Consider the following 17,375-nt stretch of genomic DNA (forward strand, 5'->3'; position numbering starts at 1 on the left):
AGTTCTAGGGATAAAGCCCTTTCGCATAGCTTTCACACTCCATAATTTATTTTCGCCCTACTCAGAAAAATCACAATATTCCGACCTCTGTTCTTAATATGACCTCCTTTCTTCTTGGTTAATATAACAAAATATATGAATATCTTACAATATGACTAAATATTCATATATCGTACACAAAATAAGGTAACAATTCAAAAAAACAAATGTATTTGTCGTTATTTGTCAAGGGAATTTTGTCCTTTTTTGATTAATATGGATTTCCAAAGCAATAAGTGTTTTGTGCATATATTTTTTGCATGATGCACGTCATGATTGTTAAAAAGCAGGAAATAAGAAGGACCTGTCATTGGTTGCTCATCTTGAAATATAGATTGATTCAGCTAAAGCAGAGCGCAAAACGAAGCCAGAAAGCTATTCGGTTTGGTGCTAATATTTACAAATGAACCTCTCCCGACATATTCATATTTCTCCTGTTTACCCATCATCTGTCACCATTAAGATGTTAAGAACTCAATCGGTATTTAAAATTCTAGAAGCAGCGAAATCTGGTATATTAATTTAAGCAAGTTCAATACTAATTAAAAATCTTAAAGAAGAAGGTGATCCCATGCCCACTAACCCAATTCAACATGCTCATAACCCTGTGCATTGGTTCCCCTGGGGAAAAGAAGCCTTCGAAAAAGCAATCGGTTCTGGTCAGCATCGGCTATTCGACATGCCATTGGTGGCTTAGGATCTCCTGTTTATACCAAGTACATAACAACTTCATCCCATTACAAAAAACTCTGAGAACTGTATGTCAGTAGTTTTTTATATACACTTTAAACAATTGAGTCTAATATCAAATATCAACAGGCCTTACAAATTAATTGGTTATTCGGTTTCACTATTAATTACTGCTGTTCCGCCTGCCCCCAAAAAATACCTCTTGAAGTACCCAACCAATGAATACTTAAATTGATGAATATAGAGGATTAATTTTTCCATACTAAGTACGTTTCGGTATAATCAATGTGCAGATATATTTATTTTTGAGAGGTGATAATGTAATGTCACTAAATAACAATAAAGTTTTAATTATAGATGATGAACAAGAAATTTTGAGGCTTATAAAGACAGTCTTAGTAAAAGAGGGAATTGAAAACGTGATTACGTCTTCAACTGCGAAAGATGGCTTTACTCAATTTCAACAAAAACAGCCTGATATTGTTTTATTAGATATAATGCTGCCAGATGGAGAAGGCTATGATGTATGTAAGCAAATAAGAGAACTATCTAATGTACCTATTGTTTTTTTGTCGGCAAAAGGGGAAGAAACCGACAAAATTGTAGGGCTTGCCATTGGCGGGGATGATTATATTACCAAGCCGTTTAGTCCTAAGGAAGTGGCTTATCGTGTAAAAGCACAATTACGAAGAGCCAATTACTCACAGTCTAAAGGAATAGCAGACAACATAATAAAAGTGGGGCCATTTCAGTTAAGTGAACGAAAAGCCGAACTAACAAAGAATGGTGAACCTGTTGAATTAAAACCTAAGGAGTTAAAGTTAATGAAGTATTTCTTACAAAATCCTAATATGGTGATTAGTAAAGAAACACTCTATAATGCTGTATGGGGAGAGGATTCTTTTGGATTTGATAATACGATCATGGTACACATCCGCAGGCTCCGAGAGAAAATAGAAACAAAACCTTCCAAACCAGACTATTTAGTAACTGTGAAAGGTTTGGGCTACAAATTTGTTGAAAAGGATGCATAATATGAAATGGCGATTAACGGGGAGATACATGATATCTGTCATAGTAGTTGCTATACTCATTGTTATAATTAATTTGTCTGCCCTTTTGGTATGGCTATTTGCTCAGGCGAATTTTAATACCTCAATTGGACATGACAATGAAAATTCTGCCGAAACCTTTACACGGTCATTTCAGAAATATTTAACAGTAACAAATGGTGAGGTGACCATCAGCAGGGAAGGTAAACAAGCTCTAAAAGATCGTAATGCATGGGTTCAAATTTTAGATGAAAAAGGCGAAGAACTATATAGCTACAGACAGCCTCAAGGCTTAAAGAAAGAATACACTCCTATAGAAATTGTGGATATGCACAAATATATGGATAAAAAATTATTATCGACTATTTTTGCAGGTGGAAAAAAAATTTCTGAACAAGAATATAGTTACTTTATTGGATTCAAGGATCCTTCAATTAGGAAAGTTATTATCTCCTACGAAACCAAGCAAGTTATACAGAATATTAAAACAAAAACAGTGACTATATTATTGATTGATGGGGCTATTGCTTTAATCATTGGGTATCTTTTCAGCAGACAACTTACACGTCCGCTAAATACAATAATTGATGGGATCCAAAGGCTGGCAAATAAAGATTACAATATTAATTATGAACCGAAAGGGCTCTATAAAGATGTTTTTTATAATGTAAATCACTTATCACATCAACTAACAATAAATAAAAGGGAAAAAAATAAATTAGATCAAATGAGGGAAGAGTGGATTAGCAATATTTCTCATGATATTAAGACCCCCTTAGCATCTATACAAGGTTACGCTGAAATAATAAAAGATAAAGATTACGATCTTTCGTTAGATGTGATAAGAGATTACGCACAAATTATTGAAAGCAAATCACTTTATATTAAAGAAGTAATGGAAGATTTAAACCTAACGACAAGATTGAAAAATAATGATTTAACCTTAAATAAAAAAAACATCAATCTTGTATCATTGATACGAGACACTTTAATAGATATTTTAAATGATTCCAGATATGCTGATAAGACCATTGAATTTAGTGCTAGTCAAGAGAATATACTAATAAATCTCGACATTATTTTAATGAGGAGAGCAATTAGTAATTTAATTCTGAATGCTCTTGTTCATAATGATAGTAATGTAAAAATAGTTGTACACCTTGAAAAGAAAGAACGTACTCATATTACAATAAAAGATAATGGCAAAGGTATAGAAAAGAAAGAAATTGATAAAATTTTCGACCGCTACTTCAGAGGAACGAACACTGGAACGTTGCATAAAGGATCTGGACTTGGAATGGCTATAGCCAAAGATATTATTCAGAAACATGACGGAGAAATTGTTATCAACAGTACCGTTGGTAAAGGCACAAGTATAAATATAAAATTATAAGCAGTATGAACAATATTAAATTGTCAATAGAATGATTTTCGCAGATACAATATCCTATTATAGGACAACACAAAGAAACGGTTCTGGTTTAAACCAGAACCGTTGTTTGCTTTTATTTATACCTTTAGCGATCTGCTAATACTTTTATTCCTTTTACTATATTCCATACGAAAAAATAGATCCCAATAATAAGAGAAATAACATAAGTAGCTACAAGAACAGGCCCGCTATGATTCCAACCGTTTATTCCCAGTAATCCCGATCCAGCAATACCAATGGCAAAAATAATATAAGGTATTAGATGAGTCCATAAAGATTTTTTCGCATGATATTTCACATCTCCCTGGCTCAGAAAATATACGATAATTGGAAATAAAAACGGCGCAAAAAATATACTAAAATAACATAGTGAAGATAAAACTCTATTTTCTTTCAAATGTCTCACCTCTATCTTTTTATTCAGGTAATAGTCCCCTATAGTTTTCTCATAATTTAACGTCATTGAAAGCTTAAGAATCGAATGTGATTCCCCCTTCTAAGCTTTACAATTATATTGTACAACCCAAACCTTACCCCATTTTAATAGTAACCTTACATAAACCTTAAAAATACTATATCATTAATATTTTCGTGGCCTTTGACATGATATTAGTCGCAAACCTCAAGTGAAATTGCACTTTCTTGAAGAAACTAAAAATAAATAATACAATCGAAGAGAATATTGAAAATTAAATTTGTGAATTTTTGAATGAATTCACATCGGAAGTTAAGATTTCATTACTAATATTTCTTTATAATTTTGTATAAATTAATTAGGAGTTAAAAGAAATCGAATCGAAAGAAGGTGATCCCATGCCAAACAAAAGTAAACCCAACCCCTGGGGAGAAGAAGCCTTCGAAAAAGCAAAACGCGAAAACAAGCCGGTTCTGGTCAGCATCGGTTATTCGACATGCCATTGGTGGCATGTCTGTTAAGATACCCAATATGTCAATGAAATAAAATAAATTGTAAGGGATATTTATAAACTAAAATAACAAATAAAAAAGTCGATTGATTAAAAATCGACTTTTCGCATTAAAGTATTAAATCTTTTAATGAGGCTTAGTTGCAATCTTGGAGCTGACCTCTGAGTTACTGGAGTTTAAATTAATTACATCTTTAATTGGAATAATCTCGCTTGGGGAAACACCATGAAGGGTAGCACCTTTGACTGCAACTCCTATGACCTCATTACTTTCATTTATTATAGGTCCGCCACTGTTTCCTCCGTAAATGATTGCCGATATTTCCCGTCGTGAATGGAGCTTTCCGGTTGAATCTCTATGTTTTCTAATACCTTTTAGGTGGCCAGTTTCGACTTTTATTTCTTGCCCTATTTTGTAGTCTGGATACCCTATTAATTCAATTTTCTGCCCATCTTTCATGTCAATGTTATATTCATATCCTTGATTGTCTATATTAAAATCCTTTATATCTAAAATAGCAATATCTTTATCTAGGTCATATTTAGATACTTTCGCTTTATATTTTAAATCAGGATAATTACCTCTAAAAAATGAGATACCATACTCAGTGTTAAATTTTTTATTGTCCTTAATAGCTTCTATCGCATCTTCTATAACGTGAGCATTAGTGATTAAGCCAACTCCCTTTAATAAAAAGCCCGTTCCTTGACCGTATAATATTTCCTCCATTTTATCATTTTCAAAGCAAACTAAAGGAGCTTTATCATCATAATCAATTATATATGTATAAGTTTCATGAAATTTCTTTAAAGATTCTAATTTAAAAGGAGATATAGTTTCACTAAGGTAAGCTATTTTATTAAATCTCTTTGCTAATTTCAAATATAAAGGGTCATCTTTTCCTTTTACATGCCCAACATGTGAAATCATACCTTTTAGAATAGCAAACATATTAATATTATCAAGATGTTTCTTTTGACGAAATGGGTATTTTTCTTTGAAAATTTGTTCTGCTTTCTGTAAATCTTCAACGTTTTTTTCAATACAGTGAAGAATTGACCTAATTCTTCTTACATAGCTTCTTTTAACATTTAATTTTTCATTTACCGTAATTCCTGTTACAGTTTGATTTTGTCTATAATTCTGAAGTCTTGTCTTTTCTTTATTAATCTTAAACCCCTGATATTCCACAATACTAATTACATTATTATTCAGAAAAAGAGACCCCTCTGTTATATATGCAATATCAGGAGGGAAAACTCTCCTGCTTGTAGAAAACGTTATGTCGTCAGCATACCTAGTATATTGACATCTGTTGTTTTTCGCCAATTTAGAGAATTCTTTATCTATTCTATTACATATAATATTTGATATAATAGGGGATGTTGCTGCTCCCTGTGGCAGAAAACCATTCGGATGACAACATATATTTGCTAAGGTTGTAGCAACTTTTTCATTAAATTTATAATATGTCATAAACATTGATCTAACTCTTCTAAAGGTTATACTTTCGAAAAAATTCTCTAAATCAAAATTTAGTACATATTTTTTATTTAAATGCTTTTGAGCATTATCAACTATTCCTCTTCCTTTTACAAAACCATATGATTGACTATGGTTTTTATAGTTAGACTCCAAAATATAAGCTAGCTTTTTTTGCAGAATAGATAAACTTAAAGTAGGCGAAAAAATAACACGTTCTGAACCATTTTTCTTTTTTAATTTAAACGCCTTATAATTAGCTCCTTTATTTTTTATAAGTACTTTCCACAATAATTCTTTTGGTACCTCTAAAAGGAGAGCTACATCTTCAAAACAAGATAAATTCTTGAAATTTTGTTTAATATCCTCTAGATTGCTCTGTAATTCAATATTTAACTTATAAACCATAGCAATCCCCTCCTATTTACAACAGCAAGGGTTAAAATTCTACCCTTCTCCTAATAGCGATTAGGCAAATCGAAAAAACTTCGCAGAATAAAATAAGCGTGCAAATTAAGTATAACCTTTAAATAACAGACGGCGATTTCACCGCCATAAAGTCAATTTTTTCTACCCTTGCTGTCAGTGTAAATTATACTATATATATTCATCAATATTAACAGCATTTTTGAAATGTTTATATTTAATCGCGATGTTTTACATTATCTTACCTACTGTAAGTATTTATGATAATGAAATGTGATAAGCTAACAACATAATTAATAACGAAAAAAGAGGTACTTATATGCCTACTCACAAACATACCAACATGTTAATCAATGAAAAGTCACCCTATCTCCTTCAACACGCTCACAATCCTGTTGACTGGCACCCGTGGGGAGAAGAAGCCTTCGAAAAAGCAAAGCGCGAAAACAAGCCTGTTCTGGTCAGCATCGGTTATTCGACATGCCATTGGTGCCACGTGATGGCCCACGAAAGCTTTGAAGACGAGGAAATTGCCCGCCTGTTAAATGAGCGGTTTGTTGCCATTAAAGTAGACCGGGAAGAGCGTCCGGATGTTGATTCTGTTTATATGAGAATTTGTCAGTTGATGACCGGACAGGGCGGCTGGCCGTTAAATGTGTTTATTACGCCTGATCAGAAGCCGTTTTATGCCGGAACTTATTTTCCGAAGACGAGCAAATTCAACCGTCCTGGATTTATTGACGTTCTCGAACACCTTTCAAACACGTTTGCCAATGATCGCGAGCACGTAGAAGAGATTGCTGAGAATGCTTCCAGCCATTTGCAAATCAAAACGCCCGAGGGAAATGGGACGTTGACGAAAGAGGCGCTCCATCGTACGTTCCAGCAGCTGATGAGCGGGTTTGATACCGTTTATGGCGGATTCGGCCAAGCTCCTAAGTTTCCGATGCCCCATATGCTCATGTATCTTCTTCGCTATCATCAATACACCGGTCAGGAAAACGCCCTCTATAACGTCACCAAGACGCTGGACAGTATGGCGAATGGAGGCATTTATGACCATGTAGGCTATGGGTTTGCCCGCTACTCGACCGATGACGAATGGCTTGTTCCCCATTTTGAAAAAATGCTGTATGACAATGCGTTATTGCTGACAGCTTATACAGAAGCGTATCAAGTCACACAAAACAGCCGCTATCAACGCATTGTCGAGCAGATCATCACGTTTATTCAACGGGAAATGACGCATGAGGACGGAAGTTTTTACTCAGCTTTAGATGCGGACACAGAGGGAGTAGAAGGGAAATATTACGTGTGGTCTAAGGATGAAATCATCGAAACATTAGGAGATGAGCTTGGCGAGCTGTATTGTGCCGTTTACACTATCACCTCATCCGGTAATTTCGAAGGACACAATATTCCCAATTTGATTCACACGAAATTAGACAAGGTAAAAGCAGAATTCGATTTAAATGAACAAGAAATCAATAAACAACTCGGGGAAGCAAGGCAAAAACTATTGAAAAAGCGAGAAACAAGAACATATCCCCACGTTGATGATAAAGTGCTGACCTCGTGGAACGCGCTTATGATTGCGGGTCTTGCAAAAGCGGCAAAAGTATTCCAAACACCGGAATACCTCAATATGGCTCAGGCCGCCGCTGCCTTTATTGAAAAAAAATTAATCATAGACGGGCGCGTCATGGTTCGCTATCGTGACGGCGAAGTGAAAAATAAAGGATTTATTGATGATTATGCCTTTTTATTATGGGCCTACATCGAGCTTTATGAAGCCGGCTATGACCTTGCCTATCTGCAAAAAGCAAAAGACCTATCGGCAAAAATGCTTGATTTGTTTTGGGATCAGAAGCATGGCGGTTTTTATTTTACAGGGCACGATGCGGAAGCGTTACTTGTCAGAGAAAAAGAAGTGTACGATGGCGCTGTGCCTTCCGGAAATAGCGTCGCGGCCGTACAGCTTCTGCGGCTTGGCCAACTGACAGGCGAATTATCCCTGATTGAAAAAGCAGAAAAGATGTTCTCCGCTTTCAAACGGGATGTCGAGGCTTACCCAAGCGGTCACTCCTTCTTTATGCAAAGTGTGCTAACCCATATGATGCCTAAAAAAGAGATTGTTATTTTCGGCCGTAAAGACGACAGCCAGCGCCAGCACATCATATCGGCTCTGCAGCAGACGTTTCAACCGAATTTTTCAGTCTTAGTAGCAGAACATCCGGATCAATGTAAAAACATTGCACCGTTTGCAGCTGATTATCGCATCATTGACGGAAAAACGACCGTCTATATTTGTGAAAATTTCGCTTGCCAGCAGCCGACAACAGATATAGAACAAGCTATAAAAACATTAAGCAGCAGGGATTAACTCCCTTGCTGCTTTATTTGTTGATTGACTGCCACAGTAACAGGCTCCACACCTCGGAGTATTTGAAATAGACTCTTTTAAAAATGCCTTTTATCTAGTGATTTAAACTCTGTTTCAGATAAAAAAAGACATTTATAATATAGCTAGGCGGATTATTTTCTGTTTTTTCTAACTTTTCTCTTATACAAAGGGGGTTTACTATGAATTCCGGTCAAAATCACACTCAACTATTTTCAAATGTAGCAAATCGTCTAGATCGTCTCCCGATTTCACGTGTCCATTATCAAGTGCTTACCGCTCTCGGCATTGTGTATTTCTTTGATCTGGCCGACTTATTTACACTCAGTAATGTGGCACCGGCGCTGATTGAGCATTGGGGAATCAAATTAAGCACGATTGCCAACGTGACAGCGGCTTCGTTCTTAGGCATGTTTTTAGGTGCTTCATTAGGCGGGCGCTTGTCGGATCGAATCGGAAGGAAGAAAGCATTAAATTGGTTCGTATTCATCTTTTCTGTCTCATCATTGTTAAATGCCCTTGCATGGGACATACCATCCCTCATTGCTTTCCGCTTTCTCACAGGGCTAGGCGTCGCCGCAGCTATGATTGTGACGAACAGTTATTTAGCTGAGTTTTTCCCTTCCAATGTGCGGGGAAAGTACATTTCTTTTTGCGCCATGATCGGTTTAATAGGGGTTCCGATTACTAACGTCGTATCGGCCTTTGTCATCCCCTTAGGGCCGTGGGGATGGAGACTTGTGTTTGTGTGGGGAGCGGCAGGACTTATTTATTTTTTATCCACCCGCAGGCTGGAAGAGTCGCCCCGCTGGCACGAAAATCGCGGCGAATATGGCAAAGCGGATGCGATTATGAAACGAATCGAAACACGTGTTGAACAAGAAAAAGGCCCGTTGCCTGTGCCAAAAGAAGCAGCGCCTGTTCAGACCGTTCAAAAAGCGGGCTACTTAGGCTTATTTAAAGGGAGAAATTTAAAAATCACGATCGTCTTATCCGCTGTATGGATTTTCGAAACGTTTGGCTTCTATGGATTTGCATCATGGGTTCCAAGCCTGCTGAAAAGCAATGGCATCACAATGGAAAAAACGCTGTGGTACAACGTGCTTCACTCCGTCGGCGCCCCGCTAGGCGCACTCATTGGTTCGATGATATCAGAAACCTTTCAGCGAAAATGGATTTTAGCTGCCAGTGCATTTCTGACTGCTATAGCGGGATTGTTGTATGGCATGACATTTATTCCGCTGATGATTATCATATTTGGTTTTGTTGTAAACATTACCGAACGTGTTTTCACCTCGAATTTATATGCCTATACATCTGAACCTTATCCGACGGAGTTCCGCTCTTCAGGAAGCGGGTTAGCTTATGGGCTTGGCCGTTTTTCCAATATATTCGGCTCGTTACTCGTTGGTTTTATTGCTGTACAGCTCGGCTATGTGAGCGTCTTTTTATTTATCGGCGGCTGCTGGCTGGCTTGCTCCGTTCTGCTCATTTTCTTTGGCCCCAAAACGAATTCTCAGCAAGTGTAATAAAAAACAGCACAGGCAAAAGCCGTGCTGTTTTTTCGAGATTTTATGTTGTAATTTCGATCAGATTCCCTTCATGGTCCTCAATCACACTTTCATAGTAGCCGTCACCCGTCACGCGAGGGCCGCTTACGAGTCGATAGCCGTCCTTTGTCAGGGTTTGTGTAAGGTCGTCCACTTCTGCTTCACTGCCAGTTGAAAACGCAAGATGAGCCCATCCTAACGCTGTTTCCGAAGGTTGTGAATCAATATTGCCTTTCTTCATAATCTCCAGCCTTGCCCCATTATCAAACGTTAAAAAATATGATTTGAAATCCTTTTTCTCATTATGATAAAGCGAATTTGATTTTGCATTGAAGTACTTCTCGTAAAACGCCTTCATACGTTCTAAGTCTCTGACCCAAATGGCCACATGTTCAATATGCATGTTGTCCCTCCTTATTTGATGGTCTCTATTTAGTTATAAGGTATGAAAAGCATTTCAGTTCAAGTTATTTTTCCAACAAGCTGGTGCGGGATTTTTATTTTCGCGGGAGTATCTTTCAGAAATAAGGAAAATGCCGCTTTTCCTAACTGCTCAAGATTCAAATCCAGTGATGAAAAATGCAGCACCCGGCTGACGGAGAGGTTGCCTTCACCGATAATCTCAAGCTCTTCAGGGATAGACCAATTGTGTTTCTGTGCATATACATAAATTCCGGCTGCAATTTCATCACTATTTGCATAAATCGCAGTCGGTTTCCTATTTAGATTATGAAAATATTCTCCTGCCTTTTCTCCGTCCGTCATATGATTACAGCCAGCCAGTATATTGTGCTCTTCCAGCGGCCCGTAAACAAACTCAAAAGCTTTTACTTTATCAGCGGTGCTTGGACTTTGCTCCGCCTCCCGAACGCAAGTAAAGGCAATATTTTCGTGACCCCGTTTTTTCAGGTATTGAAAACCTTCTATATAAGCAGATTTTCTATCATTATAAGCACACGGAATTTCTGCTTGATTGGTATATTCACAAGCAATAATACGGCCATATTCTGCATAAGGTAAAATCTCTTCCCAGGTGTTTGCTTTGGAGGTGATGATTAATCCGTCTATTTTCTTTGTTCTCACCATCTCCAGATACTTTTTTTCAAACGCAGCATCATATTTTGTAGGCAAAAGCGTCGTAGCGTATTGATGTTCAAAAGCTGTTTTTGTTATACCGTTCACTATTTTATCGAAACAAGGATGGTCGCTATAAGGCAGGATGACACCGATGGTATTCGTTTTTCCGCGAATCAAGTCAATAGCGGTCCGGTTCGGTGTATAATCTAATTCTTCCATCGCCTGCCGGACAGCAAGCCTTTTCTCTTCAGCCACATACGGATGTTGATTTAACACTCTTGAAACAGTAGATACGGATACATTCGCCATTTTCGCAATATCTTTTATATTCGCCAACTCGACTCCTCCAAAAACATTGGTTATATAATTATTCCTTTATCGCCTTGGGTTCTCCTGCCGCCGAAGAAGAATGGGAATTAGACTAAGGCAGACCCATTCGGATCTGCCTTCACAGCAAAAATATTAAGGTAAAAAACTATTTTGGTTCACATAAACACGTTTGGTTTCATATTATTCTCTCATTCTTACTGTTTGCCAGAATGACAGGAAGTTTCTTTTTCCAAACTCAGCAATTGTTTTTTCATCTCCAAACCGCCTCTGAAGCCGGTTAATTTTCCGTTTTTCCCTATGACTCTATGACAGGGAATCGTAATCAGTACGGGATTGGCGCCGATAGCTGTTCCGACTGCACGTACTGAATCCGGTTTTTGTATGCGCTCAGCGATGTCTGAATACGAGTAAGTTTCACCATAAGGGATCTCACACAAGGCATTCCATACCGCCAATTGAAACGGCGTTCCCTGCACATCAATCGGCATCGTAAATTCTTTTCTGTCACCCTTTATATACTCTTCCAGCTCTGCCACATAGGGATGTAATACTTTATCGTCTTGCACCAGTGTGTGCTGCGGGAATTTTCTCTCAGCCCAAAGCACAAGTTCGTCAAAGTCTTTAGATCCCACGAAGCAAAGCCCTTTTGATGTAGCAGCAATGTATACATTCCATTGATTACATACAAATAACGCCCAATAAATGATTGTGTGTCGCTTCGCTTGCATTATGTTGCCTCCTAAGAGTTTTCTCTTTTAATCTGCCTGTATTTTGTCGGCGTGTACCCCGTTCTTTTTTTAAACAAGGTTGCAAAATGGGCTGTGTTAGGTATGCCTACTGCTAATCCGATCTCCCTGATTGACTGGTCAGTAAGCTCCAGATATTGAGCAGCCGCTGCTATGCGCTTTTTTTGTATATATTCTATAGGGGTGATCCCTTCCGCTTTCTTAAAAGTCCTCTGTAAATGATAGGGGCTGCCATGGCACATATCGGCTAGCTTATCTAATGTCAGTGATTCACTATAGCTGCAGTCTATGAACTCTTTTATTTGTGTCACCCAATCTTCATCCGGTAAACGCAAGCCGTTTGGTTTACACCGTTTACAAGGTCTGAAATTTTCCCCTAACGCCTGCTCAGCCGTTTGAAAAATCCGTACATTTTCCTTGTTGAGAACTCTGGACTTGCAGGATGGGCGGCAAAAAATGCCGGTTGTTTTTACAGCATAATAAAATTCTCCATCATAGGACGAATCATTGTTTACAATGGCGTTCCACTTCTCATCCGGCAGGTGCTTTTTTTCTGCCATATGAATCACCTCCACCTTCAGTATAGACAAAATCAGCACATATGTACGGATTTTGGGATGTATGAGCAAGATTACAAAGATAAAAAAAAGACCCTTTATCATGAAAGGGTCTTCCGGATTAAAGATCAATCGTCAGCTCAACCGGGCAATGGTCGGAACCCATCACTTTATTGCAGATCTTTGCGCCCCTGATCTGCTTTTTGAGCCTTTCTGACACTATGAAATAATCTAGACGCCAGCCAACGTTTTTGGCCCGCGCATTCATGCGGTAGGACCACCAAGAATATGCCCCTTCCTGATCGGGGTGTAAGTAGCGGAATGTATCAATGAATCCTTCTTCTAACATCTGACTGAATTTTTCTCTTTCCTGATCAGAAAAACCGGCATTTTTTCGGTTTGCTTTAGGGTTTTTCAAATCGATTTCTTGATGCGCAACATTCAAATCACCGCATAACACGACAGGCTTCTTCACATCTAATGCTTTTATATAGGATAAAAAAGCATCTTCCCAGTCCATGCGATAGTCGATACGCTCTAATCCGCGTTTTGCATTCGGTGTATATACCGTTATGACATACATGTTCTCAAATTCCAACGTGATCAATCTGCCCTCTTGATCGTGCTCTTTTATTCCTAAGCCGTACGTAACAGCAAGCGGCTCTTTTTTGGTAAAAATCGCTGTTCCGGAATATCCTTTTTTCTCAGCGTAATTCCAATACACATGATAGCCCTCTGGTTCTAACTTAATCTGTCCATCTTGTAATTTGATTTCCTGCAGGCAGAAAATATCAACGTTCTCTTCTTCCAGATAGCTGTTAAAATTCATTTTTGTCAAAAGGGCACGCAGCCCGTTTACGTTCCATGACATCAGTTTCATTTGTACTCCCCCTGGCTGATTCGCTGCTGCAAAATCGTTACTTGTGAAATCATCATCACAAAAATCAATCTGTCTTTGACTGTCATTTATAGTATAGTATATAATATATTACACTTTACTAATCATTCAATCTTATTACAAGTTTGCAGATCTTCTAATAGGCACCGATAAAAAAACAAGATTGGCGAGGGAAAAAAAATGAATGGTGAACACGCAGCACTATCGCACTCACGAACAAAAGGAATTGCACTTGTACTTACTGGCTCCATTTTATGGGGAGTATCAGGAACTGTCGCTCAATATCTCTTCCAACAACAACACTTTAATGTAGAGTGGTTAACTGTCGTACGTTTATTATTATCAGGCATTCTATTATTAGGGCTTGCTTATCGAAAAGAAAAACAACGAATATGGGCAGTATGGAAGGATAAAGCGGATGGGCTAAATCTAGTTTTATTTGGTATTCTAGGCATGTTGTCTGTTCAATATACCTACTTCGCAGCCATCCAGCATGGAAATGCAGCGACAGCTACTGTGCTCCAATACTTAGCCCCTGCACTCATTACATGTTATGTGGCTATTCGTTCAAAACGCCTCCCTACTGTAAAAGAGCTAATCGCTGTATTCTTAGCTATTATAGGAACATTTTTTCTTGTTACCCATGGGGATATTCATAGTCTTTCCATTTCTGGATGGGCGCTTTTTTGGGGCCTTAGCTCAGCGTTTGCACTTGCTTTTTATACACTCCACCCGCACAAACTGCTTGCGAAATGGGGAGCTGCTATTGTAGTAGGATGGGCGATGTTAATAGGGGGATTAGGTTTAAGTTTGATTCATCCGCCTTGGAAGTTTGAAGGGCAATGGTCTGTGTCAGCGTATGCCGCAGTTATATTTATTGTCCTATTTGGAACACTCACAGCTTTTTATTGTTACTTAGAAAGCTTAAAATATCTAACGGCTTCTGAAACTAGTCTCATAGCATGTGCAGAACCATTATCGGCAGCCTTTTTATCAGTTATATGGCTGCATGTAACCTTTGGAATATCAGAGTGGTTAGGAACATGCTGTATTCTAAGTACAATCATGATCTTATCTATCAAAGAAAAAAAACTCAAATAAGCCTTTCCGGCCGGCGCTGCCAGTATTACAATACTCAGGCTCAATGTGGTATATTACATATTAATTCTCCCTTTTGAAGAGGTGCTGAACATTGACTATTAATAAGAATGAGCCAAAACTAAAACGGACGTTTATGAAGGATGAAGTATACAACACGCTGCGAGATTGGATCATCACAGGCAAACTTGAACCCGGGGCAAAATTAAGAGATCAAGATTTGTCAGAGACGCTGGGAATCAGCCGTACCCCCATTCGAGAAGCTTTACTTAAATTAGAAAATGATGGACTTGTGGTGACTAAAGCCAATAGATGGACATTAGTATCTCCAATTGACTTAAAAGATGCAGAAAATATCTATTCAATTGTATGGACATTAGAGAGCTTGGCTATGGAGAAAGCTTTTCCTCACATGACATCAGCAGATTTAGAAGAGCTGGAACAGCTTAATGAACATCTGCATCATGCCATGGGATCAGGAGATAGGTTTACTGCACTTGAGGCAGATAATGCTTTTCATGATAAAATCATTCAACTATCCAATAACTCGGAGCTGCAAAAGATGCTGATCAGCCTCAAAACGAAAATACAAAGAATCGAAATGTATTACTTCAGCCAAAACGATGCCATGCATACATCCTATAATGAACATCTGCAAATAATAGATGCCATTAGAAACCAAAATATAAATCACGCCATCAAAGCAATCAAAGCGAACTGGAAAAACAGCTTAGACCACATTCAATTGAAGAATGAGCAATAAGAATTCCGATAAGGCGCTCTCATTCAAATAAGCAGCATGGGATTGAACCCACGCTGCTTTTGCGTGAAGTAGGATCTAAAATCCATCGTGCTTTTCAAAAAGCTACAAATACTCCACTTTTAATCCTACTCCAACTTCTTTTATATCGGCTACTGTTGAAAGTGCTACCTTAGAGGCTAAATCAGTACAATGACAAGGATGAAGATCTGCAGGTTTAATTTCTTTTATGTATTGTACCGTTTTCTCCAACTGTTCTTTTCGCGGATCCAACAAATGAAATCCTCCAATAATATCAGCTATTCTTTCTTCCTGGCATACTTCTTTAGCATATTCAATAATGTTGCAAATTCCGGAATGCGCACAGCCTACAATAATAACCAGCCCTTCGGATGACTTATATACTAAGGCTGTATCATCCTGTACAAAATCATCAACTTCACCTTGTTCAGTCACAATTTTCCCTATCGCATCTTTACCTTCAAAATCAAATTTCCTTTTAACTTCTCCTAAAAATACCAATTGATCAGTCAGCCATACTGGTTCTTTAGATAAACGGACAGGAAAGTGTTTATTTACCTTTTCATGAGATAAGATACTTCCTATCTCACCTATAGAATCAAATAATTTACTTTCGAACACTAATGGGTGTCCTATAACTGCAGGTGTTTTATGTATCATATTCTCATTTTTAGCTTCCATGTACAGTCTAATTAAATGAGTTAATCCCCAAGTGTGGTCTACATGTCCATGTGATAAGGCAACAAAATCTAAATCCGATAAATCAATATTCATTTTTTCAGCATTCTTAATAAAGATATCAGAATATCCAGTATCAAATAGAATACGTTTATCACCCTCTTCAATAAAGAAAGATAATGCCGGTTCCCCTAAAAAGTATCGATCAATAAAAGTATTATTATCCACTAATACAGATAGTTTCATGAAATCATAGCACCTTTCTACATCAAATTGCTTTCATTCCTTTAAAACATATTATCTGTGAAGATCTGTTGTTTTTCTTTTGAAAAAAAGAGCAAGAACCCGAAGGTCCTTGCTCTTTAAACGTCTCAGCTTACTCACCAGTTACGTATGGTAGTAATGCCATTTGACGAGAAAGTTTGATTGCTGCTGTAAGTTTACGTTGATACTTAGCGTTTGTTCCAGTTACACGACGTGGTAAAATTTTACCGCGCTCAGAAACGAACTTTCTAAGAAGATCTACGTCTTTGTAGTCGATGTGCGTAATGCCGTTAGAAGTGAAGTAACAAACCTTACGGCGTTTCGCGCGACCGCCTCTGCGTCCTCCTGCCATTGTCATTTCCCTCCTTTCCTTTTGAAATTAAGCGATATTCGCATTAGAACGGAAGATCATCATCTGAGATGTCAATCGGTTTGCCGTCGTTGGCAAATGGGTCATCATTAAAGCTGTTCCCTTGATTTCGTTTCTGATTGTTTTGATTTCCGCCAAATGGATTATCATTTTGGCCTCCGCCAAAGTATTGGCCTCCGCTATTTCCTTCGTTGTATCCACCTGAACCAGAACCGCCGCCGCTTTTCGGCTCAAGAAACTGAACACTTTCAGCCTGAACTTCGGTCACGAAGACGCGCTGTCCCTGCTGGTTTTCGTAATTTCTTGTTTGTAAACGGCCATCCACGCCTGCAAGGCTTCCTTTTTTAAGGAAGTTTGCAACGTTTTCGGCTTGTCTTCTCCAAGTGACACAATTAATGAAATCGGCCTCACGTTCTCCTGACTGATTCGTAAACGTACGATTCACCGCAAGAGTAAACGTGGCAACAGCCGCACCGTTAGGCGTATAACGAAGCTCTGGGTCTTTTGTCAGTCTTCCGACTAATACAACTCGGTTAAGCATAAGAAAGACCACCCTTTAACATTATATATTTCAATT

The 17,375-nt window shown here is 38.1% G+C and carries 16 protein-coding genes and 2 pseudogenes; 8 read left to right on the forward strand and 10 right to left on the reverse strand.

Features of this window, described 5'->3' with window-relative positions; translation table 11 throughout:
* Positions 1 to 610: 610 nt before the first annotated feature.
* The 3 genes and pseudogenes from AAHT65_RS06295 to AAHT65_RS06305 form a co-directional block, all read left to right on the forward strand.
* Positions 611 to 770, forward strand: a pseudogene (locus AAHT65_RS06295) (DUF255 domain-containing protein); the annotation flags it as partial.
* 282 nt (positions 771 to 1,052) lie between these two features.
* Positions 1,053 to 1,763, forward strand: a complete 711-nt coding sequence (locus AAHT65_RS06300; protein ID WP_088118391.1) for a response regulator transcription factor — start codon at positions 1,053 to 1,055, stop codon at positions 1,761 to 1,763.
* Between the two features lies 1 nt (position 1,764).
* A complete protein-coding gene (locus AAHT65_RS06305) occupies positions 1,765 to 3,174 on the forward strand; it encodes a HAMP domain-containing sensor histidine kinase (protein WP_343311166.1) in 1,410 nt (469 codons plus the stop codon).
* Positions 3,175 to 3,298: 124 nt separating this feature from the next.
* On the opposite strand, the gene AAHT65_RS06310 is transcribed toward AAHT65_RS06305, so the two are convergent.
* Positions 3,299 to 3,610, reverse strand: coding sequence for a DUF4870 domain-containing protein (locus AAHT65_RS06310; protein WP_003326077.1), 312 nt, complete (start codon positions 3,608 to 3,610; stop codon positions 3,299 to 3,301).
* 416 nt (positions 3,611 to 4,026) lie between these two features.
* On the opposite strand from AAHT65_RS06310, the pseudogene AAHT65_RS06315 reads away from it, so the two are divergent.
* A pseudogene (locus AAHT65_RS06315) lies at positions 4,027 to 4,143 on the forward strand (DUF255 domain-containing protein); the annotation flags it as partial.
* Between the two features lie 123 nt (positions 4,144 to 4,266).
* On the opposite strand, the gene AAHT65_RS06320 reads toward AAHT65_RS06315, so the two are convergent.
* Complete coding sequence (locus AAHT65_RS06320; protein ID WP_343311167.1) at positions 4,267 to 6,030, reverse strand: reverse transcriptase domain-containing protein; 1,764 nt, start codon at positions 6,028 to 6,030, stop codon at positions 4,267 to 4,269.
* A gap of 337 nt (positions 6,031 to 6,367) precedes the next feature.
* Here AAHT65_RS06320 and AAHT65_RS06325 point away from each other — a divergent pair, with 337 nt between their 5' ends.
* Together AAHT65_RS06325 and AAHT65_RS06330 are read left to right on the forward strand one after the other, a co-directional pair.
* On the forward strand, positions 6,368 to 8,431 hold the full coding sequence (locus tag AAHT65_RS06325; protein ID WP_343311168.1) for a thioredoxin domain-containing protein: 2,064 nt from the start codon (positions 6,368 to 6,370) through the stop codon (positions 8,429 to 8,431).
* A 200-nt stretch (positions 8,432 to 8,631) separates the two neighbouring features.
* The gene (locus tag AAHT65_RS06330) at positions 8,632 to 9,978 is read left to right on the forward strand and encodes an MFS transporter (RefSeq protein WP_343311170.1); all 1,347 of its coding nucleotides are present in this window, start codon (positions 8,632 to 8,634) and stop codon (positions 9,976 to 9,978) included.
* 43 nt (positions 9,979 to 10,021) lie between these two features.
* Here the strand turns inward: AAHT65_RS06330 and AAHT65_RS06335 are convergent, their stop codons facing one another.
* The 5 genes from AAHT65_RS06335 to AAHT65_RS06355 all read right to left on the reverse strand — a co-directional run bounded on the left by AAHT65_RS06335 (position 10,022) and on the right by AAHT65_RS06355 (position 13,589).
* Positions 10,022 to 10,402 (reverse strand): VOC family protein, encoded by a 381-nt coding sequence (locus AAHT65_RS06335; RefSeq protein ID WP_010790543.1) that lies wholly within the window; start codon positions 10,400 to 10,402, stop codon positions 10,022 to 10,024.
* Positions 10,403 to 10,461: 59 nt separating this feature from the next.
* Positions 10,462 to 11,412, reverse strand: coding sequence for a LacI family DNA-binding transcriptional regulator (locus AAHT65_RS06340; protein ID WP_343311173.1), 951 nt, complete (start codon positions 11,410 to 11,412; stop codon positions 10,462 to 10,464).
* Positions 11,413 to 11,600: 188 nt separating this feature from the next.
* The gene (locus AAHT65_RS06345; RefSeq protein ID WP_343311174.1) at positions 11,601 to 12,134 is read right to left on the reverse strand and encodes a methylated-DNA--[protein]-cysteine S-methyltransferase; all 534 of its coding nucleotides are present in this window, start codon (positions 12,132 to 12,134) and stop codon (positions 11,601 to 11,603) included.
* A gap of 11 nt (positions 12,135 to 12,145) precedes the next feature.
* Positions 12,146 to 12,712 carry a bifunctional transcriptional activator/DNA repair enzyme AdaA gene (locus AAHT65_RS06350; RefSeq protein ID WP_343311175.1) on the reverse strand — a complete coding sequence of 189 codons (567 nt, stop codon included), beginning with the start codon at positions 12,710 to 12,712 and terminating at the stop codon, positions 12,146 to 12,148.
* A 118-nt stretch (positions 12,713 to 12,830) separates the two neighbouring features.
* Entirely contained in the window at positions 12,831 to 13,589 is a 759-nt protein-coding gene (locus AAHT65_RS06355) for an exodeoxyribonuclease III (RefSeq protein WP_343311176.1), read from the reverse strand.
* A gap of 198 nt (positions 13,590 to 13,787) precedes the next feature.
* Between AAHT65_RS06355 and AAHT65_RS06360 the strand changes: the two genes are divergently transcribed.
* Both AAHT65_RS06360 and AAHT65_RS06365 read left to right on the forward strand, forming a co-directional pair.
* Positions 13,788 to 14,708 carry a DMT family transporter gene (locus tag AAHT65_RS06360; RefSeq protein WP_343311177.1) on the forward strand — a complete coding sequence of 307 codons (921 nt, stop codon included), beginning with the start codon at positions 13,788 to 13,790 and terminating at the stop codon, positions 14,706 to 14,708.
* 91 nt (positions 14,709 to 14,799) lie between these two features.
* Complete coding sequence (locus AAHT65_RS06365; protein ID WP_081250966.1) at positions 14,800 to 15,468, forward strand: GntR family transcriptional regulator; 669 nt, start codon at positions 14,800 to 14,802, stop codon at positions 15,466 to 15,468.
* Between the two features lie 102 nt (positions 15,469 to 15,570).
* On the opposite strand, the gene AAHT65_RS06370 is transcribed toward AAHT65_RS06365, so the two are convergent.
* The 3 genes from AAHT65_RS06370 to ssbA all read right to left on the reverse strand — a co-directional run bounded on the left by AAHT65_RS06370 (position 15,571) and on the right by ssbA (position 17,339).
* Positions 15,571 to 16,410, reverse strand: coding sequence for an MBL fold metallo-hydrolase (locus tag AAHT65_RS06370; RefSeq protein ID WP_343311178.1), 840 nt, complete (start codon positions 16,408 to 16,410; stop codon positions 15,571 to 15,573).
* Positions 16,411 to 16,540: 130 nt separating this feature from the next.
* On the reverse strand, positions 16,541 to 16,780 hold the full coding sequence (rpsR, locus tag AAHT65_RS06375) for a 30S ribosomal protein S18 (RefSeq protein ID WP_003326058.1): 240 nt from the start codon (positions 16,778 to 16,780) through the stop codon (positions 16,541 to 16,543).
* A gap of 43 nt (positions 16,781 to 16,823) precedes the next feature.
* Complete coding sequence (gene ssbA, locus AAHT65_RS06380; RefSeq protein WP_003326057.1) at positions 16,824 to 17,339, reverse strand: single-stranded DNA-binding protein SsbA; 516 nt, start codon at positions 17,337 to 17,339, stop codon at positions 16,824 to 16,826.
* Between the last annotated feature and the right edge of the window lie 36 nt (positions 17,340 to 17,375).

Source organism: Bacillus atrophaeus (assembly GCF_039519175.1).
In the GTDB taxonomy this organism is placed as follows: Bacteria; Bacillota; Bacilli; order Bacillales; family Bacillaceae; genus Bacillus; species Bacillus atrophaeus.